General features: G+C 65.6%; 21 protein-coding genes. 14 read left to right on the top strand and 7 right to left on the bottom strand.

What is annotated here, in order from left to right; translation table 11 throughout:
* Positions 1-2 precede the first annotated feature (2 nt).
* On the bottom strand, positions 3-1,826 hold the full coding sequence (uvrC, locus tag QMX96_RS05790; protein WP_043860266.1) for an excinuclease ABC subunit UvrC: 1,824 nt from the start codon (positions 1,824-1,826) through the stop codon (positions 3-5).
* A gap of 1 nt (position 1,827) precedes the next feature.
* The gene (gene uvrY / locus QMX96_RS05795) at positions 1,828-2,469 is read right to left on the bottom strand and encodes a UvrY/SirA/GacA family response regulator transcription factor (RefSeq protein WP_282361343.1); all 642 of its coding nucleotides are present in this window, start codon (positions 2,467-2,469) and stop codon (positions 1,828-1,830) included.
* Between the two features lie 724 nt (positions 2,470-3,193).
* Here uvrY and QMX96_RS05800 point away from each other — a divergent pair.
* The 11 genes from QMX96_RS05800 (at position 3,194) to QMX96_RS05850 (ending at position 17,554) form a co-directional block, all read left to right on the top strand.
* Positions 3,194-4,501, top strand: coding sequence for a UDP-glucose/GDP-mannose dehydrogenase family protein (locus QMX96_RS05800; protein ID WP_282361344.1), 1,308 nt, complete (start codon positions 3,194-3,196; stop codon positions 4,499-4,501).
* Between the two features lie 154 nt (positions 4,502-4,655).
* Positions 4,656-6,188 carry a glycosyltransferase gene (locus tag QMX96_RS05805; protein ID WP_173925053.1) on the top strand — a complete coding sequence of 511 codons (1,533 nt, stop codon included), beginning with the start codon at positions 4,656-4,658 and terminating at the stop codon, positions 6,186-6,188.
* Between the two features lie 15 nt (positions 6,189-6,203).
* The gene (locus QMX96_RS05810) at positions 6,204-7,373 is read left to right on the top strand and encodes a PilZ domain-containing protein (RefSeq protein WP_043860263.1); all 1,170 of its coding nucleotides are present in this window, start codon (positions 6,204-6,206) and stop codon (positions 7,371-7,373) included.
* A gap of 11 nt (positions 7,374-7,384) precedes the next feature.
* Positions 7,385-8,830, top strand: a complete 1,446-nt coding sequence (locus QMX96_RS05815) for a sel1 repeat family protein (protein WP_052504205.1) — start codon at positions 7,385-7,387, stop codon at positions 8,828-8,830.
* On the top strand, positions 8,827-10,281 hold the full coding sequence (locus QMX96_RS05820) for an alginate biosynthesis protein AlgE (protein ID WP_043860261.1): 1,455 nt from the start codon (positions 8,827-8,829) through the stop codon (positions 10,279-10,281). The genes QMX96_RS05815 and QMX96_RS05820 overlap by 4 nt, the downstream gene beginning before the upstream one ends.
* A 14-nt stretch (positions 10,282-10,295) precedes the next feature.
* Complete coding sequence (locus QMX96_RS05825) at positions 10,296-11,723, top strand: MBOAT family O-acyltransferase (RefSeq protein WP_282361345.1); 1,428 nt, start codon at positions 10,296-10,298, stop codon at positions 11,721-11,723.
* Between the two features lie 9 nt (positions 11,724-11,732).
* Positions 11,733-12,827: an alginate O-acetyltransferase gene (locus QMX96_RS05830; RefSeq protein ID WP_282361346.1), complete on the top strand. Its 1,095-nt coding sequence runs from the start codon at positions 11,733-11,735 to the stop codon at positions 12,825-12,827.
* Between the two features lie 11 nt (positions 12,828-12,838).
* Positions 12,839-13,483: an alginate O-acetyltransferase AlgF gene (locus QMX96_RS05835; RefSeq protein WP_043860258.1), complete on the top strand. Its 645-nt coding sequence runs from the start codon at positions 12,839-12,841 to the stop codon at positions 13,481-13,483.
* Positions 13,484-13,521: 38 nt separating this feature from the next.
* On the top strand, positions 13,522-14,922 hold the full coding sequence (locus QMX96_RS05840; protein WP_282361347.1) for an alginate biosynthesis protein AlgX: 1,401 nt from the start codon (positions 13,522-13,524) through the stop codon (positions 14,920-14,922).
* Entirely contained in the window at positions 14,913-16,028 is a 1,116-nt protein-coding gene (locus tag QMX96_RS05845; RefSeq protein ID WP_043860256.1) for a polysaccharide lyase, read from the top strand. The genes QMX96_RS05840 and QMX96_RS05845 overlap by 10 nt, the downstream gene beginning before the upstream one ends.
* Before the next feature lie 17 nt (positions 16,029-16,045).
* Positions 16,046-17,554: a right-handed parallel beta-helix repeat-containing protein gene (locus QMX96_RS05850; RefSeq protein ID WP_282361348.1), complete on the top strand. Its 1,509-nt coding sequence runs from the start codon at positions 16,046-16,048 to the stop codon at positions 17,552-17,554.
* Here the strand turns inward: QMX96_RS05850 and QMX96_RS05855 are convergent.
* Positions 17,544-17,975, bottom strand: a complete 432-nt coding sequence (locus tag QMX96_RS05855) for a GNAT family N-acetyltransferase (RefSeq protein WP_043860275.1) — start codon at positions 17,973-17,975, stop codon at positions 17,544-17,546. The two genes, QMX96_RS05850 and QMX96_RS05855, sit on opposite strands and share 11 nt — an antisense overlap.
* Positions 17,976-18,097: 122 nt before the next feature.
* Positions 18,098-18,505 carry a DUF488 family protein gene (locus QMX96_RS05860; protein WP_054916493.1) on the bottom strand — a complete coding sequence of 136 codons (408 nt, stop codon included), beginning with the start codon at positions 18,503-18,505 and terminating at the stop codon, positions 18,098-18,100.
* 138 nt (positions 18,506-18,643) lie between these two features.
* Between QMX96_RS05860 and QMX96_RS05865 the strand changes: the two genes are divergently transcribed.
* On the top strand, positions 18,644-20,260 hold the full coding sequence (locus QMX96_RS05865) for an inorganic phosphate transporter (RefSeq protein ID WP_282361349.1): 1,617 nt from the start codon (positions 18,644-18,646) through the stop codon (positions 20,258-20,260).
* A gap of 3 nt (positions 20,261-20,263) precedes the next feature.
* Here QMX96_RS05865 and QMX96_RS05870 read toward each other — a convergent pair whose 3' ends face one another.
* Both QMX96_RS05870 and QMX96_RS05875 read right to left on the bottom strand, forming a co-directional pair.
* The gene (locus QMX96_RS05870; protein WP_043861092.1) at positions 20,264-21,034 is read right to left on the bottom strand and encodes an OmpA family protein; all 771 of its coding nucleotides are present in this window, start codon (positions 21,032-21,034) and stop codon (positions 20,264-20,266) included.
* An 11-nt stretch (positions 21,035-21,045) separates the two neighbouring features.
* Complete coding sequence (locus tag QMX96_RS05875) at positions 21,046-21,441, bottom strand: DUF4398 domain-containing protein (RefSeq protein WP_282361350.1); 396 nt, start codon at positions 21,439-21,441, stop codon at positions 21,046-21,048.
* Positions 21,442-21,659: 218 nt separating this feature from the next.
* Between QMX96_RS05875 and QMX96_RS05880 the strand changes: the two genes are divergently transcribed.
* Complete coding sequence (locus QMX96_RS05880) at positions 21,660-22,307, top strand: TIGR04211 family SH3 domain-containing protein (RefSeq protein WP_282361351.1); 648 nt, start codon at positions 21,660-21,662, stop codon at positions 22,305-22,307.
* Positions 22,308-22,365: 58 nt separating this feature from the next.
* On the opposite strand, the gene QMX96_RS05885 is transcribed toward QMX96_RS05880, so the two are convergent.
* Positions 22,366-23,319, bottom strand: coding sequence for a LysR family transcriptional regulator (locus QMX96_RS05885; RefSeq protein WP_043861094.1), 954 nt, complete (start codon positions 23,317-23,319; stop codon positions 22,366-22,368).
* A 78-nt stretch (positions 23,320-23,397) separates the two neighbouring features.
* Here QMX96_RS05885 and QMX96_RS05890 point away from each other — a divergent pair, with 78 nt between their 5' ends.
* Positions 23,398-24,450 carry a Gfo/Idh/MocA family oxidoreductase gene (locus tag QMX96_RS05890; protein ID WP_282361352.1) on the top strand — a complete coding sequence of 351 codons (1,053 nt, stop codon included), beginning with the start codon at positions 23,398-23,400 and terminating at the stop codon, positions 24,448-24,450.
* The last annotated feature ends 16 nt before the right edge of the window (positions 24,451-24,466 follow it).

The following is a 24,466-nucleotide window of genomic DNA, read 5'->3' on the forward strand; positions in this document are numbered from 1 at the left end:
TTCTACTCGCTATGCAGGCTGTCATAAATCGACTCGGCAAGCTTTTTACTGATTCCGGGTGCTTTGGCGATTTCTTCGACGCTGGCACGGCTCAGTTCCTGCAGTCCGCCAAAGTGTTTTAGCAGGTCGCGCCGGCGCTTGGGCCCTACCCCGGCGACGCCTTCCAGGGTCGAGGTGCGCCGCGTCTTGCCGCGCCGCGCGCGGTGACCGGTGATGGCGAAACGGTGCGCCTCGTCGCGGATCTGCTGGATCAGGTGCAGCGCCGGCGAGTCGCCCTTGAGGGTGAACTCGTGGGCCACGTCGTTGAGGTACAAGGTTTCGAAACCGGCCTTGCGCGTGGTGCCCTTGGCCACGCCCAGCAGAATCAGGTCGGGCACGGCCAGTTCCTGCAGCACGTCGCGGGCCATGTTCAGCTGGCCCTTGCCGCCATCCACCAGCAGCACGTCCGGCAGCTTGCCCTCGCCGTCCTTGATCCGCGAGAAGCGCCGGGTCAGGGCCTGGTGCATGGCCGCGTAGTCATCGCCGGCGGTCACGCCCTCGATGTTGTAGCGCCGGTAGTCGGACTTGATCGGGCCCTCGGGGCCGAACACCACGCAGGAGGCCACGGTGGCCTCGCCGCTGGAGTGACTGATGTCGTAGCACTCCAGGCGCTGCGGGGTTTCATCCAGGTCCAGCACCTGGGCCAGCGCATCGAAGCGCGCGGCCATGTGCTGGCGGTTGGCAAGGCGCGCCATCAGCGCCTGCTCGGCGTTGGTCACGGCCAGTTGCTGCCAGCGCGCGCGGGTGCCGCGCACCCGATGGCTGATGGTCAGCTCACGACCCCGCAGGGCCTCGACGGCGGCGCACAGGGCTTCGAAGTCTTCGTGCACCACGTTGACGATCAGCTCGGCAGGCAGCTCGCGCTCGGCGTTGCCCACGTAGTACTGGGCCAGGAACGCCGACAGGACCTCGGCCACGTCTTCCTCGATGCCCACCTGCGGAAAGAAGTTCTTGCTGCCCAGCACCCGCCCGCCGCGCACGCTGATAAGGTGCACGCACGCCCCGCCCGGGTTGACGAAGGCGGCCACCACATCCACGTCGCCGCTGCCGCCCTCCATGCTCTGCTGATCCTGCACGCGACGCAGCAAGGCGATCTGGTCGCGCAGCTCGGCGGCACGCTCGAACTCCAGGGCCATCGCGGCGCGCTCCATCTCTTCGTTGAGCTCGTTGGTCAACTGGTGGCTGCGCCCCTCCAGGAACATCACCGAGTGGCGCACGTCGGCGGCGTACTCCTGCGGCTCGACCAGGCCGACGCACGGCGCCTTGCAGCGCTTGATCTGGTACTGCAGGCACGGCCGGGTGCGGTTGGCGTAATAGCTGTCTTCGCACTGGCGCACGAAGAAGGTCTTCTGCAGCAGGCTCAGGCTTTCGCGAATGGCACCGGCACTGGGGTAAGGGCCGAAGTACCTGCCCTTGGCCTTCTTGGCCCCGCGATGGATGCCCAGGCGCGGGTAGTCGCCATCACTGAGGAACACATAGGGGTAGGACTTGTCGTCGCGCAACAGGATGTTGTACGGCGGGCGCCATTCCTTGATCAGGGTCTGCTCGAGCAGCAGCGCCTCGGTCTCGTTGGCGGTAATGGTGGTCTCGACCTGAGCGATGCGCGCCACCAGCGCGGCTGTCTTGGGCGCCAGGCCCGCCTTGCGAAAATAGCTCGCCAGGCGCTTCTTGAGGTTTTTGGCCTTGCCGACATACAGCAGGCGCGCGCCTTCGTCGAACATCCGGTAGACACCCGGACGTCCGCTGCAGGTCGCCAGAAAGGCACTTGAATCAAACGCTGGGGTCATATCAGAGGTTGGCGTCAACCATACCGTGGCGCACGGCCAGCAACGTCAGTTCCACGTCACTGGTAACGGAAAGTTTCTCGAAGATCCGGTAACGGTACGTATTCACCGTCTTCGGCGACAAGCACAGCTTGTCGGAAATGATCTGCACCTTCTGGCAACCGACGATCATCAGGGCGATCTGGATCTCCCGCTCCGACAGGCTGTCGAACGGCGAGGCATTCTGCGGTTCGAACGACTTGAGTGCCAGCTGCTGGGCTATCTGCGGGCTGATGTAGCGCTGCCCGGCAAACACCAGGCGAATGGCCTGGACCATTTCACCCAGCCCGGCGCCCTTGGTCAGGTAGCCGGCCGCACCGGCCTGCAGCAGGCGGGTGGGAAACGGGTCTTCCTCGCACACGGTCACGGCCACCACCTTGATGTCGGGGTGGCTGCGCAGCAGCTTGAGGGTCGCCTCCAGGCCACCGATGCCGGGCATCTTGACGTCCATCAGGACCACGTCGGGCTTGAGTTCGCGGGTGAGTTTCAGTGCTGCCTCGCCGGAATCGGCTTCCCCTACCACCTGCAGGCCGTCGATGTCGGCCAGCATGCGGGTAATGCCCGTACGCACCAAATCGTGGTCATCGACCACCAGGACCCTGATCAAGCAGACACCTCGCGTTACGGTGTGAATTGTATCCGGCCACCTTAGCAAAAAATCGACCGGGTGAGCTAACTGTAAACGCCATCCGGCTGACGTCAATTTCCCAGCCTTCCTACATGGCTTCCTACGCGGCTCATCGTCACTGCAGCTGGGCTTCTGCCTGGATGAGCAGACCTGCCTGTACAGGCACAGGCCACGCATGAAGCTGAAACTATGCCCGGCTCGCCACGCGGAGCACAAGCGGTGGCGAATGCAAAAAAAGCAACGCCAGTAAAACAGGCTGTTCACGCTCGCGATGCACTCATCAACACAACTAACCCGTCGCCCAATTGCAACTTTCAAAACATTAAGCTGAAACGGTTCATCTAATTAAATGAAGGCGATTGGCCACCATTTAAAGTTATGTAAAAACCCCGTGGAAGCATTTTTTTGGCGCCATTAAAACGCACCAAATACACATATCAATTTTTTGACGTCGAACTTTACAAAAACTCTAAGTCATTGTTTTTTAACGGTTTTTTAACTTTCACAAAACAAACTATATTTTTTTCTAGTTAATTTGATATGAAGTGTTGCCGTTCCAAAATTAAACGCTATAGGATGAAAAAAAGAGAGATAAGCCGCCGACGAACATCAACGTTCGCCGCGTTTCAGTTTGCGCCTGCCGCCTGAACATTTATCAACTACACAAGGGTTCGCTCAGGCGAACAGTGCTAAAGGGATCTCTATGAACATCAGTATTTTCGGGCTCGGATATGTAGGTGCCGTGTGCGCCGGGTGCCTCTCGGCACGTGGCCACAATGTGGTGGGGGTGGATATCTCCCCGGCCAAGATCGACATGATCAACCAGGGCAAGTCGCCCATCGTCGAGCCGGGGCTCGAGCAGCTGTTGCAACAGGCCGTGAAGCAAGGGCGCCTGTACGGCACCACCGACGTACAACGCGCCGTGCTCGACACCGAACTGTCGCTGCTGTGCGTGGGCACGCCCAGCAAGAAGAACGGCGACCTCGACCTGGTGTACATGGAGGCCGTATGCCGCCAGATCGGCGAAGCCCTGCGCGACAAGGCTGGCCGTCACACCGTGGTGGTGCGCAGCACCGTGCTGCCAGGCACGGTCAACAACGTGGTCATCCCGCTGCTCGAGCAAGCCTCGGGCAAGAAGGCCGGCGTCGATTTCGGCGTGGCGGTCAACCCCGAGTTCCTGCGTGAAAGCACGGCCATCAAGGACTACGACTTCCCGGCCATGACCGTGATCGGCGAACTCGACACCCAGTCGGGCGACATCCTGCAATCGCTGTACGAGGGCCTGGACGCCCCGGTGATCCGCAAGTCGATCGAAGTGGCCGAGATGATCAAGTACACCTGCAACGTGTGGCACGCCACCAAGGTGAGCTTCGCCAACGAGATCGGCAACATCGCCAAGGCCTCCGGGGTGGACGGACGCGAGGTGATGGACGTGGTGTGCCAGGACCACAAGCTCAATCTGTCGCGCTACTACCTGCGCCCCGGCTTTGCCTTCGGCGGCTCGTGCCTGCCCAAGGACGTGCGCGCCCTCACCTACCGCGCCGGCCAGCTGGACGTCGAGCACCCGCTGCTGGCCTCGATCATGTCCAGCAACCGCAGCCAGGTGCAGAACGCCTTCGACCTGGTCAGCGGTTTCAACAAGCGCCGTATCGGCCTGCTGGGGCTGAGCTTCAAGGCCGGCAGCGACGACCTGCGCGAAAGCCCGCTGGTGGAGCTGGCCGAAATGCTGATCGGCAAGGGTTACGAGCTGCGCATCTTCGACGCCAACGTCGAGTATGCCCGGGTGTTCGGCGCCAACCGCGACTACATCGAGTCGAAGATCCCGCACGTGTCATCGCTGCTGTGCAACGACCTCGACCAGGTGATCGACGGCGCCGAGATCATCGTGCTGGGCAACAACGACCCGCGTTTCGCCCAGGCCCTGGAAGGCAATGGCGACAAGCAGATCGTCGACCTGGTCGGTTTCATGCCCAACGCCAGCAACGCCACCCAGGAAGGGATCTGCTGGTAAGGCCACAGGCTCCGTCAAGAGAGCCCAAGGCGTTCGACTCCACGCGTCACCCGACTGTTTACCTGCCTGAGTGCCGCCTCCTTCGGAGCGCCGGCGAACCTCATGTGCGTGAACGGCCGGGTGCGCGCTGCCCGTACCAAGGAGAAACGGCACCATGAAACCACAGCAACAGCGGCCCGAGGGTCGACCCGGCTACCTGCAGGCAGGCGCCAGCTTCTGTGCCTGGGCCTGCCTGTTCGGCCTGGTCGCGCTGGCGTCGCAGATGATCGCGCCGCAGTACCTGGACCCCAGCCACCACACGTTCATCTTCATCATCGGTACCCTGGGCATGTGGCGCTACGGCAATGCCATCGTCCACTACATCCGCGGCATGTACTTCCTGCACTGGAAGTTCCCGCGCATCCGCAAGGCGGTCGAGCGCATGGGCGACGATGCCCTGCCCTCGCACATGTTCATGGTGGTGACCAGCTTTCGCATCCCCACCCACACCACCTTCAAGGTGTACCAGTCGGTATTCCAGGAAGTGCAGCGGCTGAACGTGCCGTGCACGGTGATCGCCTCGATCGTGGAAAAAGGCGACGAGCAGTTCATCAAGACCATCATGCGCAACGAAGTGGTCGATCGCGACGACATCAAGCTGGTGATCGTGCGCGCCCGTGGCACCGGCAAGCGTGACGGCCTGGCCCATGCCTTCCGTGCCCTGTCGCGGCAGATGCCGCTGCAGGACGCGGTGGTCGGCGTGGTCGACGGCGACACCATGATGCTGCCCGGCTGCGTCGAGCGCGCGGTCAAGCTGTTCGCCTACCTGCCCAATGTCGGTGGCCTGACCACCAACGAGTTCTGCGAGGTCGAAGGCAGCCCGCTGATGCGCCAGTGGCACTCGATGCGCTTCGTGCAGCGGCACATCAACATGTGCTCGATGGCCCTGTCGCACCGGGTGCTGACCCTGACCGGCCGGCTGTCGTTCTTTCGCGCCAGCGTGATGACCGACCCCGAATTCATCCGCGACGTGGAAGCCGACTTTCTCGAACACTGGCGCCTGGGCCGCTTCCAGTTTCTCACCGGCGACGACAAGTCCTCGTGGCTGAGCCTGATGCGCGCCGGCTGGGACACCTTCTACGTGCCCGACAGCAACACCCTGACCGTGGAGCATCCACCAGACAACAGCTTCTGGCGCGCCACCCGCCAGCTGATGTTCCGCTGGTACGGCAACTCGCTGCGCCAGAACTTTCGCGCCACCCACCTGCTGGGCCGCGCCCGCCTGGGCCTGTTCACCCTGTACGTGCTGCTCGACCAGCGCGTGTCGATGTGGACCTGCCTGATGGGCCTGACCGCCTCGGTGGTGGCCGGCGTGGTGTTCGGCATCGAGTACCTGCTGGTGTACCTGTTCTGGGTACTGCTCTCGCGCAGCCTGGTGACGGTGCTGTTCCTGTTCGCCGGTCACCCGGTCAGCCCGGTGTACCCGTTCGTTCTCTATTACAACCAGATCGTGGGCTCGCTGATGAAGGTGTACGCACTGTTCCACATGGACCAGCAGAGCTGGACCCGGCAAAAAACCACGCTAAGCAACGGCACTGTCGATTTCGACACGGCCCTGAACCGCTGGTCATCGAAGGCGATGCTGTTTTCATCCATCGCGATTTTCTTCGGTGCCATCTCGGTACTTCTCGAACTCACGCAACGTTAAGGAAAGGCGCCTGCCATGAGTAGCTCGAACATCCCAGCAGCCCCCGGCACCACTGCAGCCAATGTGGTCCACGAGGCCATCGACGAACGCCAGTACGTGCGCACCAAGCTCAATGCCCGGGTCAGGCTCAGCGCCCCCGGCCAGGCGCCCATCGACAGCACCCTGCAGGACATCTCCCTGGGCGGCCTGGGCCTGGTGCACAGCGCCCCGCTGAAGATCGGCAGCCTGTACAACGCCTCGATCCAGCTGCGCCTGAACCAGGTCGACCTGAACATCGACAGCCAGATCAAGATCGTCTCGCAGCGCGGCGCCGAAGTCGGCGCGCAGTTCGTCGACCTCGACGCCCAGAAGCGCGACATCCTGCGCTACATCATCAGCGCCTACCTGTCGGGCGAAATTGCCGACGTCAACGGCCTGTTCAACGTGATGCAGCGCGAGAACTACATCAAGGAGCGCAAGCACAAGTACGCCAGCGCACGCAATGCAGGCGATCGCCTGCGCGCCATCGGCGGCACCCTGCTGTTCACCGCCGCCGGCATCGCAGCGCTGAGCTTCGTGGCCTACAAGAGCTACCTGCTGTTCTTCCGCATTCCGGCCGTGCAGGCCCAGGTCAGTGCCGATGCGCAGATCATCAGCATGCCCGACAACGGCTACGTGAAGTTCCTGCTGCAGCCTGGGCAGAGCGAGGTCAAGGCCGGCGAGCCGCTGGCCAACATCTCCACCCAGCTGGCCACCAGTTTCACCAGCCCGGCCGACATGAAGGCGCTGGCCGACCTCGCGCCCGGCGACCTGCAGACCCTGCTGGGGCGCGCCACCATCGAGACCGTGATCAACAGCCCGTGCGACTGCCAGGTGTACTTCCCCAGCACGCCCATGAACGGTTACGGCTACAAGCAGGCGCCGCTGCTGCACCTGCTGCCCAAGGACCAGCCGCTGTACGTCAGCGCCAACGTGCCGTTCGACAAGCTGAGCGACATCAGCCGGGTCAGATCCGTGGACCTGCAGGTGTTCGGCCTGGACGAACGCTTCGGCGGCACCGTGGTGGACTCGCGGGTCGACGCACTGAACAAGAACCTCGCCCTGACCATCCGGCCGGACCGTCCGCTGCCACTGGCGGCCTACCAGAAACCGGTGGCGGTGGACCTGTACCTGGGCCTGCCGGCCTTGCCGTCGCTGTCGCGCTGAAGGGCCCCCAGATGAAACCGATGACGCCCGCCTGGCTGCTGTTCACTGCCCTCGCCTGCACCGGCCCTGCCCTTGCCGGGCAAAGCCTGGAGCAGATCCGCTACGCGCTGTACAAGGACCCGCAAGCCGATGTGAGCGCCGATTTGCGCGTGCTCGCCGAGCGCGGTGACCTGGCGTCCAAGCAGTTGCTGGGCGATGTGCTGGCCAGCAGCGACAGCGCCAACCGCCAGGAGGCGATCCGCCTGTACCAGGAAGCGTTTGCCGAGGGTCGCGGCCTGGTGCCGGCGCTGGCCTCGCTGGCCCGCCTGCTTGACCGCAGCCCCGGCCTGCGCCAGCAGCAGCGCGCCTGGGTGGCCCAGGCGCTGACCCGCTACCCGGCCACCCTGGACCCGCGCAACACCAATGCCACGCTGGAAGTGTTCCTGACCTACCCGGACCTGGTGCCCACCGCCGAGGCCGCGCAGCTGCTGGCGCTGTACGAGCAGTCCTGCCTGCTCGACTGCCACCCCGAGCTGTACCGCGCGGTGGTCGCCGAGCGCCAGGGCGACCGCGCCGCTGCCGAGCACTGGTACCAGCAGGCGGTACGCGTCGACCCGCGTGGCGTCGACCGCTACTACGCCTTCCTCGGCGAGCGCCAGGACACCGCGTTCCCCGCCTTCGCCCGCACCCTGGAGCCCCGGATGGCGCAGTTGCCGGTGGAGATCGTGCACCGTATCGGCTCGTTGCTCGACACCATCAGCACCGTGCAGCGTGCCGACCAGCAGGCCGAACAGGATGAGCAGTTGGGCAACGCCATGGGTGCCCCAAGGCCCGCGCCCACCCCCGAACAGCAGGCCCGTGCAAAGGCCCTGGCCGATGAATGGGCGGCCGCCATGGCCGAGGTCCAGCGCTGGTTCGACAACGCCGCGCAGCGCGGTTTCGTGCCGGCGCTGGTGTCCAAGGCCAACTTCATGATCTCCAACCCCACCGAGCACAACGCCGACCAGGTACAGGCGCTGATTGCCCAGGTGCAGGCCAAGGACCCTACCCGGGCCAAGGCGCTCAATGCCTCGCTGTACATGGTCACCAACTGGCTGACCCTGGACCCGCAAAAGGCCCAGGTGCTGATCGACGAACTGATCGCCAGCAACTTTCGCGACGCGCACCTGCTGCTGGCCGACCTGTACAGCAAGGGCGGCCTCGACCAGCCCGACCAGGAGCGTGCCCTGGCGATCTACCAGGAACAGGCCGAGCGCGGCGCCACTGCCGCCTGGTACCGCATGGCCACCATCTACGCGAGCGGCCGCGCCATCTGCCACGACCCGGTCAAGGCCTACACCTACGCGCGCCTTGCCCTGGACCTGGGCGAGCGCCGCGCACGCGGGCTGCTCAAGCGCCTGGACAAAACCCTGAAAACGGCTGACATCGAGCGCGCCATGGCGGCACGCAATGACCTGCTCAAGGAGACCACCCTGTGAAAGCGCATCCGTCCCTGTTTGGCGCCCTGCTCATGCTCGCGCCGCTGTACACCGCGTTCGCCGCCGAAGAAATCACCGGCCCCGAAGCCGACAGCAGCGAGCCGGTGCGGGTAGACGCCGACGCCAGCACGCCGGTGATCACCTCCGAATTCTTCAACAAGCTCACCGTGCAGACCGGCTACGGCCCCGAAGACTCCCAGGTGGGGCGCAGCCGCGAGAGCTTCTACAGCCTGCGCTACGAACCCTCGTTCGCCTGGTACTCGCCGGAAAAACGCTGGGCCAAGTGGATGGTCTACGGTCGCCTGTGGCTCAACTACGACTCCAGCCAGACGGCCAACAGCCAGAACGAAAGCACCAACGCCTTCGACCGCGAGCAGCCCGAAGGCTGGTACGCCGAGCTGCGCGAGCTTTACGTCAAGCGCAACCTGCTGGGCGACGACCCGCGCTTCTCGCTGTCGGCCGGACGCCAGCGCTTTGCCGACGACTACGGCATCTGGTGGGACGACAGCATCGAGTCGCTGCGTTTCGACTACAAGGACACCTTCGCCAAGGGCTTCTTCGCCGTGGCGCAGAAGTTCTACAACTACAACAGCGACGTCAACCGCCTGGCCGACAGCGAAGAACGCACCACCTACCTGATGGGCGAGTACGCCTACCGCTGGAGCGAGAACAACTGGGCCGGCACGCGCGTGATGTACGAAGACGACCACAGCGGGCACGACCCGCGTGACCGCTACGACTTCACCGGCATGCGCTACGGGCTGTTCTTCAAGGCCGACAACCTGCAGGTCAGCCCGCTGTTCAGCGACTACCACCTGGAGCTGGCCGCACTCGACGGCAAGGTCGACAACACCGACGGCAACGGCCTGACCACCACCGGCCACAACGCCAGCGGCTGGGCGGCGCTGGGCGAGATCGGCAAACGCTTCGACGACCTGCCCTGGACCCCGCGCCTGGCCTTGCGCGGCGGGCTGACCGACAAGCCGAGCAACGAGAACGACGGCTTTCGTCTCAACACCATCCAGTCCGACCGCATCACCCGCCAGGGCTCCTACAGCACCCGCCTGGCCAGCTCGTTCGTCAGCCTCGACCTGCGCAACCTGAGCTACTACGGCTTTGCCGTGGAAACCCGGCCCACGCCGCGCAGCGCCCTGGATTTTCGCCTCACCGAACTCAAGCTGCGCGATGCCAGTGGCACCCTGCCGATCCGCGTCGACGGCGACCAGCGCAGCGCACGCAACCAGGCCATCGCCCAGGGCAGCAACGGCAACGGCAAGCACGTGGGGCAGATGCTCGACCTCAACTACTACTGGAAGATGTTTCCGGTCGCCCTCGACGGCAAGCACCTGGACGTCAACACCCTGGTCAGCGCCAGCTACCTCAATGCCGGCAACGCGCTGGATACCGGTGACGACTACCAGCTGACGGTCGGCGTCGTGATCAGTTACTAAGGGCGGGCCCCGCGATGATTTTCGCCTCAAACGTGTTCCTGTTCCTCTACCTGCCGCTGTTCCTGGCGGTGTACTTCCTGGCGCGTGCGCCGTGGCGCTCCACGGTGATCGTCGCCGCCAGCTACATCTTCTATGCCTGGTGGCGCCCGGACTTCCTGCTGCTGTTCGTCGGCATCACCTACTGGAACTACTGGTTCGGCCTGCGCATCAAGGCGCGCCTGGACGCCGGCGACAAGCGCTGGGCGTTCCGCCTGCTGTGGATCGGCATCATCGGCAACCTGTCGACCCTGGGCTATTTCAAGTACGCCAACTTCGGCGCCGAGGTGCTGGGCGCACTGCTGGCGCCGCTGGGCATCAACACCTTCACCCTGGAGACGATCTTCCTGCCGCTGGGCATCTCGTTCTACGTGTTCCATGCCCTGAGCTATATCGTCGACATCTACCGCAAGGACGCCACGCCCACCAACAACTTCATCGACTTCGCCGCATTCGTCGCGCTGTTCCCGCACCTGGTGGCCGGCCCGATCCTGCGCTACAGCCAACTGGCCCCGCAGCTGGGCCAGCGTACCCACTCGCTGGAGATGTTCTCGCTGGGGGTATGCCGGTTCATGCTCGGTTTCATCATGAAGGTGCTGATCGCCGACCAGCTGGCGCCGATCAACGTGCTGTTCATCAGCGAGGGCAGCCTGCAACTGAGCGATGCCTGGTTCGGCCTGGTGGTGTCGACCCTGCAGCTGTACTTCGACTTCGCCGGCTACAGCCACATGGCCCTGGGCCTGGCGCTGATGATGGGTTTTCGCTTCCCGGAGAACTTCAACCAGCCCTACGTCTCGCAGAGCATCACCGAGTTCTGGAGCCGCTGGCACATGACCCTGGCGCACTTTCTGCGCGACTACGTGTACATGCCGCTGGTGCGCAAGCGCATCGCCGGGGCCATGCCGGCGCTGGTGTACACCATGCTGCTGTCGGGGCTGTGGCACGGCGCAAGCTTCGCCTTCATCTGCTGGGGGCTGTTCTTCGGCCTGGGCATGGTGATCGAGCGCAAGTTCAACCTGGCCACCAAGGTCACCACGCCCTACCGCCTGGGGCGCAACCTGCGCACCGGGTTGCTGATCATCCTGAGCATGCCGCTGTTCTTCACCAACGACCTGCGCCATAGCCTGGACATCTACCAGGCGCTGTTCGGCTTCAACGGCCTGGGCTCGCTGGAGCTCTACGTGCTGGGCGCCTCGAAGATGGCCATGTCGTTCGTGGCGGTGGCGCTGTGCTGGCTGATCCTGGCCGGCAGCAACAACGTGCGCTACTACGCCGGCAACAAGCAGCACTTCTTCATGGCCCATGTCGGCGGGCTCAAGGCCGTGCTGCTGTGGGCCGGCTTCGCGCTGGCGCTGAGCAGCCTGGCTGCGCACTCGTTCTCCCCCTTCCTCTACTTCCAGTTCTAGGAGACTGTCATGTACCCGGTGATGAACTCGGCAAGCAAGGTCAACGGCATTCTGTTCTGCCTGGTGCTGGCGGGGATGTTCGTCTACTCCCTGCCGCCGGTTTTCAGTTTCGCGAAAAACCAGAGTGACGCCTGGAACCTGTTCGTCGACGGCAAGCTGCTGCGCAAGTTCGAGCAGGCCTACGACAAGCGCTTCTTCCTGCGTGAGCCCTCGGTGCAGCTGTGGGCCGACGCGCAGTACCTGCTGTTCAGGGAGGGCACCAAGGGCGTGGTACTGGGCAAGGACGGCTGGCTCTATACCTCCCAGGAATACCGTGTGCCCAATGACCTGGAGGCCAACGTGCAAGGCCAGCTGGCACAGATCGACGCCGTGCAGGCGCAACTGGCGCAGCACGGCAAGCGCCTGGTGCTGCTGCCGTTGCCGATGAAGCTGGACATCTATGCCGCGCATGCCGAGCACCCGTTCGATCCGCGCGCCATCAGCCTGTACGACCGCTTCGTGGCGCAGCTGCAGGCACGCAACGTCACGGTGACGCCGCTGCGCTCGGCGTTTCTGGACAACCTCGGCGGCCCACCGCTGTTTCTCAAGTCCGACACCCACTGGAGCCCCGATGGCGCACGCCTGGCCGCCTTCGAACTGGCGCGCCAGCACCCGGAGCTGCTGGGCCAGGAGCGCTATGTGTCGCACCAGGTCGCGCAAAAGACCGTCAAGGGCGACCTGATGAACTACATCCAGTTCGACCAGAGCCGGCTGATGCCGGACTTTGGCGCCAACCAGATCGCCGTGTACGAAACCCTGAAGGCCGAACAGAGCAGCGATGAGCTGTTCGCCGACCAGGCCCAAAGCCTGCTGCTGGTAGGTACCAGCTACAGCAAGATCGACGACTGGAACTTCGTCGGTTTTCTCAAGGAAGCCCTCAACCGTGACCTGCTGAGCATTGCCGTGGAGGCCCGCGGGCCGTTCGAGGCAATGAACCAGTTTCTGGCCAGCGATGAGCTGGGCAACCCTGACATCGACACCGTGGTCTGGGAATTCCCGCTGCGCACCCTGCTGGCCCATCGGGTCAGCGGCCAGCGTCAGATGAACCAGACCCAACACTTCTAAGGAGATACACCATGACCCGTTCGCCACGCCAACTGCTCGCCGCCACCGCCCTGCTGCTGGTCAGCACCGCCAGCCTCGCCAACGACGGCAATGCCGACCTCTACGATGCCGTGGCCCCGGCCGACTCGGCCTTCGTGCGCGTGCTCAACCTGAGCGATCGCAGCATCGACGTGACCCTGAGCGGCAAGGTCAACCCACAGAAGGTCGCCCCCGGCCAGCTCAGCGGCTACCGCTTCACCCCTGCCGGCAGCCACAAGATCGCGGTCGACAAGCAGGCCATCGAGCCGCAGCTCAAGGCCAACGCCGCCAGCACCGTGGTGTATGACGGCAAGGGCCTGACCCTGATCGCCGACAAATACGTCAACGAACCGAAAAAGGCCCAGATCGCCTTCTACAACCTGACCCCCGCGCAGGCCGCCCTCAAGACCTCCGACGGCAAGACCTCGGTCATCGACCCGCTGGGCAAGGACCAGACCGGCAGCCGCCTGGTCAACGAAATCAAGATCGGCTTCGCCGCCTATGTCGATCAGCGCAACGTCGCCCAGTTCGACGACCTGTTCCTCAAGAAAGGCCGCTCGTACAGCTACGTGCTGCTGCCCGCCGCCAATGGCTACAAGAGCATCAGCGTGGCCAACAGCATCGACCCCACGCTGTAACCGCAGGCTGGCCTTGAACACAGGATGATGAACCGCGCATGAAGATCCTTACCTCCCTCGGCCTGATGGCCGTACTCGCTGCCGCCAGCCAGACCGGCCAGGCCGCCGAGGCGCCCAGCACCGGCTGCACCAGCCTTGAGTGCATGGTCTGCCCGGCCCTGAGCGATCCGCAGAAATACGCCGAAGGGCGGATGAAACTGATGCGCGAGATCGTCCCGGGCAAGGACCGCTGGCTGTTCCGTTCGGCCGTCGACCTGACCAACGACTTCGGCATCCCCGCGCCCATGCGCCCGGAGTTCGCGCGCCTGATGGCCGCGTTCCGCCAGCAGGGTATCCACGTGGCCATGGCCGTGCAGCCCACCCGTGGGCTGATGCACCGCGACAAGCTCTACCCCGGGCAGTTGCACGGGTTCGACTTCGAGCGCGCCAGCAACAACCTGGCCAGCTACCTGCAGCAGCTGCGCAGCGGCGGCGCGGTGGTGCCCGACCTGATGCAACTGGTGCGCACCCCGCCGGCGGGCGAGTACTTCTTTCGCCGCGACCACCACTGGACCCCCAGCGGTGCCGAGGCCACCGCACGCCTGGTGGCCGATGAGGTGCGCCGCCAGCCGTTCTATGCCGAACTGACCAAGAAGCACTACCGCACCGAGCCCGGCGTGATGGTACCCAAGGACGGCACCATGAACCTGGCGATGAGCAGCATCTGCGGCAACAACTACGGCTTCCAGTACGTGCGCGGCTACCAGACCATCCCAGTGGCCGACGATGCCGACGCACTGTTCGACGAAGCCCCCGACCCGCAGGTGATCCTGGTGGGCGACAGTAACGCCGCAGCCCGTGAGGACGAAAGCAAGCAGTTCAACTTCGACGGCTACCTCAAGCAGTACCTGGATGTCGACATCCTCAACTACGCCCTGCCCGGCGTTGGCCAGGACGGCTCGCTGCTCGAATACCTGCTGTCCGAGAACTACAAGCCCGACGCACCGCCCAGACTGATCATCTGGGAGCTGCCGGCCAACTACCAGCTGGAGTCCGACCAGATGTACCGCCAGCTGATTCCGGCGGTCAAGGGCGGTTGCAGCACCTCCACACCGGTGCTGGGCAACCGCCTGCAGCGCCCTGCGCTGCGCGTCAACGACCGCATCGAACTGCTGAGCAACGCCGGCGAAAGCCGCAAGGCACTGGGCAGCGGCCAGGGCTTTCTGGACATCCGCATCAGCGACAAGAACGTCAAGGACTTCTACGTGATCGTGTATTACGACAACGGTGCCCGCGACAAGGTGTGGTTTCGCCGCGAGGCGGCCGTCAGCGGTGGCCAGTACTACCTGGAGCTGAGCAAGGCCAAGGAGTTCGCCGGGGCCAACCTGCTCTCGGTGTTCCTCGAACCGACCAAGCCGAGCCAGGCCGCCACCCAGGTGGAGACCCGTCTATGCCTCTGAAGCCCTGGCTGGTCGCCACCCTGGGCCTGTGCGCCGGGTTGCAGCTGGGCAGCAGCCTGGCCGCGCAATCGATCTGGCCGGCGCGGGCCACCGCCCAGTCGGCGATGATCGCCGACTACCGCACCCTGCAGTGCAGCAAACAGCCGCCGCCACCGTACACCGCCAGCCTGCGCATGCAGAGCAAGTACGACCAGCGCGATGCCAGCAAGTCGACCCTGCGCAGCCGCCCCGATGCCGACACCGAGGCGGCGAGCAAGCAGGTCAAGCAGTTCATCGCCGGGCTGATCTTCGCCAGCAAGCGCTTCCAGCGCGCCAAGACCCCGCAGCAGGCCAACATGGCCCTGGCCTGCCAGGACCAGTGGCTGGAGCACTGGGCGCAGGCCGGTGCCCTGCTCAACCCGGATGCCAGCAGCACCGGCATGGCGGCGCGCAAGTGGGCGGTGGCGGCCATGGCCTCGACGCTGCTGCTGACCCAGGCCGCCAGCAACGGCCAGGTGCAGCTGTCGCCGGCCCAGACGCGCTGGTTCGAACAGCTCGGCGAACTGATCATCCGCGAGTACCAGCCACGCCAGGCCGCCAGCTTCACCTGGTTCAACAACCACGACTACTGGGCCGCCTGGGCCGTGGCCGCCAGCGGCATGCTGGTGCAGCGCGACGACTTCATCCGCTGGGCCGACGGCAATCTGCGTCGCGGCCTGCAGCAGGCGGTGCGCAGCGGGGACGGCAGCTATGCCTACCTGCCACTGGAAGTGGCGCGTGCCCGGCTTGCCGCCACCTACAGCCAGTACGCGCTGGTGCCGCTGGTGCTGCTGGCCGAGTCGGCGCGGGCCAATGGCCTGCCCTGGAGCGAACACGACCAGCAGACCCTGGAGCTGCTGGGCAACTTCGCCGCACGCACGGTGCTCGACCCCGGCCCGCTGCCCGAACTGATGGGCCAGGCCCAGACCGAGGTAGCCCCCTACAAGCTGGCCTGGCTGATCCCGTTCCTGTACCGCGCGCCCAACAACCGCCTGGCCCGCCAGCTGTACGAAAGCGAGGACGGCAACGTCGACAACTACAGTCAGATCGGCGGCCCGCTCAAGCCCTTCTACCCCCCTTTGCCGTAACCCAAGGACGAATCGCCATGGCCCAGCCTGCCCGCATTTTCCGCTTTACCCGACTGGCCGGCCTGCTGCTGGCCGGCCTCGCCGGCGTGGCCCACGCCGCCACCCAGGGCCTGCCGATGCAGCAGGCACTGCGCGTGGTCAGCCCCAACGACTACCAGGCGCAGGTGCAACAGGTGCAGGCCAGCACCCGCGAAGCAGTGAGCTTCACCCTGCAGGAACGCCCGCGCCCCGGCGGGCGTGCCACTGTCAGCCTGCAACCGATGTTCTCGGCCCAGGGCGGCAGCTGGCCGTTCGAGCCGTTCGTCAACAACGGCCTGTTCCGCGCCGTGGCCGGCTACCAGGCGCACCACCCGCAGGCGGTGCTGATCCAGGGTGGCAGCATCACCCTGGCGCAGTTGGCCGACACCCTGAACAACCCGCAGGTACTCAAGCGCTACAAGGACGGCTACCTGCTCAGCTACCCGCTGATGATCGCCGCCGATGGCGGGCTGGTGCTGGAGGGCACCAGCCTGTACCTCTACAGCTATTCGGGCACGGCCCTGATCAACCAGGGCTGGCTGGGCCTGAACCAGTCGCGCCTGGAAAGCGTGGCCGGCGACAAGGCCGGCAACACCGAGCGCGCCTGGCGTCCGTTCGTGGTGGCCTGGGCCGGCAGCCATACCCAGCTGATCGGCGCCACCCTCAACCGCCTGGGCTACAACGCCAACCTGTCGCGGGGCCTGACCACTGCCCTGAGCAGCCAGCAATCGCCGGCCACCCGGCCGGCCAGCGTGCTGATACGCGACAGCCAGTTCAGCGAGCTGTCGGCGGTGGAGCTGCAGCACAGCCGTGGGGTGATCGAGGGCAGCCGCTTCGAAAGTGCCCAGCAGTATGGCGTGGACGTGCGCGACAGCCAGATGCGCATGGCGCACAACCAGATTCGCGGGGTCGACAACAACAGCGGCATCCGCCTGCGCGGGCAGACCCGCGCCTGGCTCGACGACAACCTGATCCTGGGCACGCACAAGGCCGCCATCGAGGTCAGCGACCAGCAAGGCGCCCTGCTGCTGAGCGGCAACCGCATCGGCGCCAGCCGCGGCAACGGCGTGCTGCTGCGCAACCTCAAGGGCGAGATGCCGGTGCTGATCGAAGGCAACTTCATCGGCAACAGCCAGGGCAGCGCGGTGGACGCCAGCGACGTGGCTGGCGCGGTCATGCTGGAAAACCACATCGGCAACACCCCCGAGTACGCCATCAGCCTGCGCAACACCCAGCCGCTGGCCGGGCCGCTGATTCTGGGCGGCAACACCCTGGGCCGGGTGGGCAAGGCGGTGGTTCGGGTGGAAGGCATGGAACAGGTGCTGCTGGGCAGCAACCGTTTCGAGGGCAAGCCATTGCTGCAGAACCTGCTGATCGGCGACCTGCTGCCGGTGCAGGGCCCGTTGCTCGACGCCACCGTGCGCCAGGGCTGCGTGGTGCAGGTACGCCGGGTGGCCGCCGGTAACCCGCAGCCGGGGCTGACCTGCGTGCAGAGTGCTAGCCGATAACCCGCTGCATGCGCACGAAGCATTCGTCCTCACCCTGCGCGACGAAGCCGTGGCGCAGGTACAGGGCCTGGGCCGGATTGCTCTTGAACACGGTCAGGCGCAGCAGCGGCAGATGGCGCCTGCCGGCCCATTCGGCCAGTTGCTCCAGCACCCAGCCGCCGATGCCCTTGCCGCGGGCGGCCTCGACCAGGTGCAGTTCGCGGATGTACAGCGCACGGCTGTCCTGGCTGAGGCTGCAGAAGCCCAGGGGCTGTTCGGCGTCGACAATCAGCCATTGCTCGCGCCAGCCCCAGGCCTGGTCGAAGGCTTCCTCCAGCCAGAGCAGGTCGAATTCGCGGTAGTACGCCAGCATGGCGCGGCGCGTGAGGTCGCGGGCGAAGGTTCGGTGCAGGTCGGTGGCGGGGGTCAGGGTTGGGGTCATTTGGGTGCCCGTCAGGGGATTTTCGGCGCGGCCATCGCAGGTCAAGCCCGCTGCCACAGGTAAGGCGGGGGCCTTGTGGGAGCGGGCTTGACCCGCGATGGCCGTAACGCAGATTCAGAGAGTCACACTTTAGGCCCCAGCTCATCGGCATAGCAAACCGGCGAACTCCCGGGCCCCTGGCGATCCAGCTCATCCTCCAGCCACTGGGCCAGCACCCGCGCATTGTTGTGCTGTTCATCCTTGAACGCATACACCAGGGTCAGGGTGCCGCCACGGGCCTTGTCCAGCAGCCCCCACCAATGCTGCGGCCGGTCGGCCAGCTCCTGGCGATACCGCTGGCAGAACCCGTCGTAGTCCACCTCACCGCGGTGAAAGGCCTGGCGCAAGGCCGACGACGGCGCCACCTCCGGTAGCCAGGCACTCAGGTGCAACTGATCCTTGCGCCGGTTGCGCGGCCACATCCGATCCACCAGCACCCGCTCGCCATCCTGCGGCGCAGGCGCCTCATAGGCCCGTTTGCACTGAATCATCGGCACGTTCCTCCCACTGCCTGGGTATAAGCGTAGCTGGGCAACCCGCGTTTTTGTTGATCGAAGTCACTATGCCATCACTCAGGGTTTTTATCCTTGATGCGCCAGGCACGACTTCCACCCTACCGGACCCGTCTAATGACAACCCCGATCAGCACCACCCTTGACTCCGCGGGTGGCCGCCCCTCCCTTGCACAACTGGCCACCCGCCCCGACCGCGCCTCCGTCACCCTGTTCGTCTGCCTGTTGCTGGGGGGCCTGGTGTACACCGCCTGGAGCCTGTTCCGCGACATCGATGCCGCCGGTACCGTGGTCACCACCTGGACGCCCTTCCTGCTGCTGGGCCTGGCACTGCTGATTGCCCTGGGTTTCGAATTCGTCAACGGTTTCCACGACACCGCCAACGCCGTGGCCACCGTGATCTACACCAACTCGCTGCCGGCGCAGTTCGCCGTGGTGTGGTCGGGGTGCTGGAATTTCATCGGGGTGCTGCTGTCCAGCGGCGCGGTGGCCTTCGGCATCATTGCCCTGCTGCCGGTGGAGCTGATCCTGCAGGTGGGTTCGGCCACCGGCTTTGCCATGGTCTTTGCCCTGCTGCTGGCCGCGATCATCTGGAACCTGGGCACCTGGTGGCTGGGGCTGCCGGCCTCCTCCTCGCACACCCTGATCGGCTCGATCATCGGCGTGGGCGTGGCCAATGCGCTGATGAACGGGCGCGACGGCACCAGCGGCGTGGACTGGACCCAGGCCAGCAAGGTGGGCTACGCGCTGCTGTTCTCGCCCCTGGTGGGCTTTGCCTGCGCGGCGCTGCTGCTGGTGGGCCTGCGCATGCTGGTCAAGCGCCGCGAGCTGTACCAGGCGCCGGTCGGCGACGCCCCGCCGCCCTGGTGGATTCGCGGCCTGCTGATCGCCACCTGCACCGGGGTGTCGTTCGCCCACGGCTCCAACGACGGGCAGAAGGGCATGGGCCTGATCATGCTGATTCTGGTGGGTACCCTGCCGATGGCCTACGCGCTTAACCGCACCATGCCGGCCGACCAGTCGCTGCAGTTTGCCGCCGTGGCCCAGGCCACCCAGCAGCAGTTGCTCGGCCAGTCGGCGCAGCCCCATGTCGGCGACCCGCGCGCCACCCTCACCCTGTACCTGCGCGAGCGGCAACCGAGCCCCGAGCTGGTACCGGCCCTGGCGGCACTGGCCGGCCTGATCGGCGAGGAAGTCGCAGGCTACGGCTCGCTGACCCACGTACCGGCCGAGGCCATGGCCAACGTGCGCAACGACATGTACCTGACCAGCGAAGCCATCCGCCTGATGCAAAAGCACCAGCACGGCGGGCTCGACGCGGCCGCCACCGCGCAGGTGCAGTTGTTCAAGAGCCGCATCGACGACGCCACCCGGTTCATTCCGTTGTGGGTCAAGGTGGCGGTGGCGATTGCCCTGGGGCTGGGCACGATGGTCGGCTGGCGGCGCATCGTGGTCACGGTGGGCGAAAAGATCGGCAAGACCCACCTCACCTACGCCCAGGGGGCTTCGGCGGAGCTGGTGGCGATGTGCACCATCGGTGCGGCGGACATGTACGGGCTGCCGGTGTCGACCACCCACGTGCTGTCGTCCGGGGTGGCCGGCACCATGGTGGCCAACGGTTCGGGCCTGCAATTGCGCACCATCGCCAACCTGGCGATGGCCTGGGTACTGACCCTGCCCGCAGCGATCATGCTGTCGGGCGGGCTGTACTGGCTGCTGACCCGGCTGCTGTAGGCCTCAGCGCTGGCCGACGGCAGCATTGCCGTGGGAGATGATCACTTCGACGCGGCGGTTGAGCTGACGCGACTGCGCGTCGGCGTTGGAGGCCACCGGGTACTCCTTGCCATAGCCGGCACTGATGATGCGCCCGGCATCCACCCCGTTGCGGCGCAGGGCGTTGGTCACAGCCGCTGCGCGACGCTCTGACAACTGCTGGTTGAGGCTGTCGCTGCCGGTCGAGTCGGTGAAGCCCTCGACCCGCACCTTGCGCTCCGGGTTGGCACGCAGGTACTCGGCCAGCTGGTCGATGTTGCGCTGGCTGCCAGCCTTGAGCTCGGCACGCCCGGTGTCGAACAGTACATCGCCGAAGGTCACCACGGTGCCACGCTCGGTCTGCTTGGCCTTGAGCTGCTGCAGGGCCTTGAGCTGCGCGGTACGCACGTCCAGGCGGGCCTGGGTGCGCTGCGCCTCGATGCCCTGCAGGCCGGCTTCGGCCTGGCGCAGGGCAATGGTCTGCTCGGCGACGGCGATCTTCTGGTTGGCCAGGTAGGCCAGTTGCTCGATCTGCGGGGCCTTGCGGTCCTTGATCGAAGCCAGCTCGGCCTTGCCCAGGGCATTGAACGCATCCTTGGTTTCCAGTGCCGCCAGGCGGCTGGACTCCGGCTTGCTCTGCAGCACGCTGAAGTGCTCGCGGGCTTGCAGCAGGCCAGGGTTTTCGGCGGTAGTGCTGCAACCGGCGAGCAACAGGCCCATCACGGAAACGGCAGGCAACAGGTATTTGACGGACATGACGGGCATCCTTACGGCGTGATCGTGGGGGTGATGGCGTCGGGCGACTGGAGCATTTCCTGCTTCAGCACTTCAATGCCCTGCTGCGCGCTGCGCAGTTGCTGCTGGGCCTTGGCGGCACGCGCCTTGCGCTCGGCCAGGTTGGCATCGGCCTCGGCCTGCTCGGCCAGGGTGCGGGCCGCGACAACGTTCCGTTCGCCCAGGGCGCGTTCGACGGCGTACAGCTTGTCCTGGGCGGCCTTCATTTCGGCTGGCGCGTACTGGGTGGCGTCGGCGGTCACGGCGCGGCTGACCGCGTTGCGGGTCAGTTCGACCTGCTCGGTGGGCACGGGCACGCCGGCACAACCGGCCAGCACCATCAGCAGGCTGCTGGCGGCCAGGTAATTCGTGGTGCGTTTAGCAACCATTGAAAGACTCCATAACATGAGAAAGACAGACCGTTGTTCAAGCCGCGTAAGACTATTCCCGGTCATGCCCCGCCCCTATCAGGGGGCATCCTGCTGTCAGGTAGGAAACTTCTCCGGCATTGCCACGATTCGTGCCTGCCCTTCGTCAGTGCGCAGTGAACCTGACGGGCAAAAAATGGTCTGTGGGTTTCATTTTTTCCGTTTTCAAGAAGATCACCATGCCCCCATCTTTTCAGCTTCGCGCACGGCGCTCTCTTATCCCCGGCTTGCTCGGCAGCCTGGCCATCCTGTGTGGCCCGGCCCACGCCGAAGAAGGCAGCGGCAATGAACGCTGGGTCAGCGACAGCCTCAGCACCTACGTGCGCAGCGGCCCTACCGACGGGCACCGGATCGTCGGCAACCTCAAATCCGGCCAGAAGGTCACCCTGCTGACCAGCCAGGGCAACTACAGCCAGGTACGTGGCGAGTCGGGCGATACCGTGTGGATCAACAGCAGCGACCTGCAGACGGTGCCCGGCCAGGCCGAGCGCGTGCCGCAACTGAGCGAACAGGTGACCCAGTTGAGCGAGCAGCTCAAGACCATCGACGACAGCTGGAAGACCCGCGTGCAGGGCATGCAGGAGACACTGGATTCACGCAAGGCCCTGATCGACGAACTGGAGGCGCGCAGCACCGCGCTCAATGCCGAGCTGGGCGATGCGCAATCGCAACTGCGCGCTACCCAGGCGCAGCTGGGCGACGAGAACAAGCAGGTGCTGATGCGCTACATGGTGTACGGCGGCGGCATTGCCGGGGCCGGCTTGCTGGCGGGGCTGATCCTGCCGATGCTCAGCCGCGGGCGCAAGCGCAGCGACCGCTGGTTCTGAGACCCCGGCCTTCGCCCGCAGGGTGCAGGCGCCAGCCTTGCTGGCGAAGGCCGCCCCACTATTGCCCCGCCCTTCCCCCAGCCAGCGCATAGGGCCCCTGCGCCAGTTGCTCACGCAGAAACGCCACGCAACTGCGCACCTTGGCCGAACTTGACGAGCGCACCGCCGTCACCGCCCAGATGTCCGCTGGCTGGTGATACCCCGGCAGCACCTGCACCAGCGCCCCGCTGGTCAGGCTGGCCGCCACGTCCCAGCGCGATGCCATGATGATGCCGTGCCCGTCATGGGCCCACTGGCGCACGATATCGCTGTGGTTGGAGGCCATCGGCCCGGTCACCTTCACCGTCTCGGCGCCATTGGGCCCCACCAGGCGCCATACCCCGAAACGGTCGTCGCGGCTGCGAAACAGCAGGCAGTCATGCTGCGCCAGGTCGGCCGGCACCCGCGGCTGGCCGCGCCGCGCCAGGTAGTCCGGGGCGGCCGCCAGCACCCGCGAGCTGCTGGCGATGCGGTGCGCGATCAGGTGTTTTTCCTGCACCTCGCCCACCCGCACATCGATATCGAAGTTGTCGGCAATCAGGTCCACGCGCCGGTCCAGCAGCTCCACCCACACCTCCAGCGCCGGGTACTGGCGCCGCAGCAGCGACAGGATCGGCGCCACGTGCTCGCGCCCCAGGCGCAGGCTGGTGCACACGCGCAAGGTGCCTTGCGGCTCGCGCTGCCCGCCGGACAACGCATCGAACATCGCGCCCACGTCCTCGAGGATCTTCTGCGCCCACACGAACGTCGCCTCGCCATCGCTGGTGATGTTGACCCGCCGCGTGGTGCGGTTGAACAGCTTGACCCCGAGCATCGTCTCCAGGGTGGCGATGCGCTTGCTCACATGCGCCGGCGACAGGCCGGTCTCGGTGGCTGCCGCGATGAAGCTGGAGCGCCGCGCCACCTCGCAGAACAACTGAAGGTCACGCAGCAACGGCTCATTATTCGCTATCAGCGCATTCTGATTCTTCATCTGGCCCGATTATCTCCTGGCGCTTTTTTATTAGCCTCTCACAAACGCGCTTCGACCCAGAACAAGAAAGTGAGAACCATGACTGCATTACGCCTTGCCGTGGCCGGGGCCGGCCTGATCGGCCGCCGCCATATCGAACTGATCCAGGCCAGCGCCGAGTGCCAGCTGGCCGCCATCGTCGACCCCTCGCCCGCCGCCGCCGAACTGGCCAACGCCTGCGGCGTACCGTTGTACCCGGGGCTGGCCGAACTGTTCGGCACGCAGCGCCCGGACGGGGTGATCCTGGCCACGCCCAACCACCTGCATGTCGACGGCGCACTGGCCTGCGTGGAGCACGGCATACCGGCACTGATCGAAAAGCCGGTGGCGCATACCCTGGAAGACGGCAAGCGCCTGCTGGCCATCGCCGAGCAGCGTGACGCACGCCTGCTGGTGGGCCACCACCGCGCCCACAGTGCGATCCTGCACAAGGCCCGCGAAGTGATTGCCGAAGGGGTACTGGGCAACCTGGTGGCGGTGATGGGCAGCGCGCTGTTCTACAAGCCCGACGACTACTTCGACGCCGCCCCCTGGCGCCGCGAGGCCGGCGGCGGCCCGGTGCTGATCAACCTGATCCACGAGATCGGCAACCTGCGTTCGCTGTGCGGCGAGATCGTCGCGGTGCAGGCCCAGGCGTCCAACGCCACCCGCGGCTTTGCCGTGGAAGACAGCATCGCCATCAGCCTGCGCTTTGCCAGCGGCGCGCTGGGCACCTTCATGCTCTCCGACACCGCCGCCTGCGCGCGCAGCTGGGAGCAGACCGCCCGCGAGAACCTCGACTACCCCAGCTACGCCGACGAGGACTGCTACGTACTGGCCGGCACCCAGGGCTCGCTGTCGATACCGACCATGCGCCTCAAGTACTACGCCCGCGACGAGCAGCGCTCGTGGTGGCGGCCGTTCCAGTGCGCCACCGCCAGCCTCGACGAGGCCGACCCGCTGGCCCGCCAGCTGGCGCACTTCTGCCAGGTGATCCGTGGCCAGGCCCGGCCGCTGGTGAGCGTGCGCGACGGCCTGCGCAACCTGCAGGTCATCGACGCCATTGGCCAAGCCGCCCGCTGCGGCCACACGGTAATGATCGACAGCCTCTGAACATCGGTGCCCCGGC

Source organism: Pseudomonas sp. PS01300, assembly GCF_029960155.1.
GTDB classification, from domain to species: Bacteria; Pseudomonadota; Gammaproteobacteria; order Pseudomonadales; family Pseudomonadaceae; genus Aquipseudomonas; species Aquipseudomonas palmensis.

Bases quoted from the DNA above. Each gene is read 5' to 3' on its own strand.
- QMX96_RS05865 (WP_282361349.1), top strand. From the start codon at position 18,644: ATGACAACCCCGATCAGCACCACCCTTGACTCCGCGGGTGGCCGCCCC.
- QMX96_RS05885 (WP_043861094.1), bottom strand. From the start codon at position 23,319: ATGAAGAATCAGAATGCGCTGATAGCGAATAATGAGCCGTTGCTGCGT.
- QMX96_RS05845 (WP_043860256.1), top strand. From the start codon at position 14,913: ATGCCTCTGAAGCCCTGGCTGGTCGCCACCCTGGGCCTGTGCGCCGGG.
- QMX96_RS05850 (WP_282361348.1), top strand. From the start codon at position 16,046: ATGGCCCAGCCTGCCCGCATTTTCCGCTTTACCCGACTGGCCGGCCTG.
- QMX96_RS05815 (WP_052504205.1), top strand. From the start codon at position 7,385: ATGAAACCGATGACGCCCGCCTGGCTGCTGTTCACTGCCCTCGCCTGC.
- QMX96_RS05810 (WP_043860263.1), top strand. From the start codon at position 6,204: ATGAGTAGCTCGAACATCCCAGCAGCCCCCGGCACCACTGCAGCCAAT.
- QMX96_RS05840 (WP_282361347.1), top strand. From the start codon at position 13,522: ATGAAGATCCTTACCTCCCTCGGCCTGATGGCCGTACTCGCTGCCGCC.
- QMX96_RS05825 (WP_282361345.1), top strand. From the start codon at position 10,296: ATGATTTTCGCCTCAAACGTGTTCCTGTTCCTCTACCTGCCGCTGTTC.
- QMX96_RS05875 (WP_282361350.1), bottom strand. From the start codon at position 21,441: ATGGTTGCTAAACGCACCACGAATTACCTGGCCGCCAGCAGCCTGCTG.
- QMX96_RS05800 (WP_282361344.1), top strand. From the start codon at position 3,194: ATGAACATCAGTATTTTCGGGCTCGGATATGTAGGTGCCGTGTGCGCC.
- QMX96_RS05860 (WP_054916493.1), bottom strand. From the start codon at position 18,505: ATGATTCAGTGCAAACGGGCCTATGAGGCGCCTGCGCCGCAGGATGGC.
- uvrC (WP_043860266.1), bottom strand. From the start codon at position 1,826: ATGACCCCAGCGTTTGATTCAAGTGCCTTTCTGGCGACCTGCAGCGGA.
- QMX96_RS05855 (WP_043860275.1), bottom strand. From the start codon at position 17,975: ATGACCCCAACCCTGACCCCCGCCACCGACCTGCACCGAACCTTCGCC.
- QMX96_RS05835 (WP_043860258.1), top strand. From the start codon at position 12,839: ATGACCCGTTCGCCACGCCAACTGCTCGCCGCCACCGCCCTGCTGCTG.
- QMX96_RS05870 (WP_043861092.1), bottom strand. From the start codon at position 21,034: ATGTCCGTCAAATACCTGTTGCCTGCCGTTTCCGTGATGGGCCTGTTG.
- QMX96_RS05880 (WP_282361351.1), top strand. From the start codon at position 21,660: ATGCCCCCATCTTTTCAGCTTCGCGCACGGCGCTCTCTTATCCCCGGC.
- QMX96_RS05830 (WP_282361346.1), top strand. From the start codon at position 11,733: ATGTACCCGGTGATGAACTCGGCAAGCAAGGTCAACGGCATTCTGTTC.
- QMX96_RS05805 (WP_173925053.1), top strand. From the start codon at position 4,656: ATGAAACCACAGCAACAGCGGCCCGAGGGTCGACCCGGCTACCTGCAG.
- QMX96_RS05890 (WP_282361352.1), top strand. From the start codon at position 23,398: ATGACTGCATTACGCCTTGCCGTGGCCGGGGCCGGCCTGATCGGCCGC.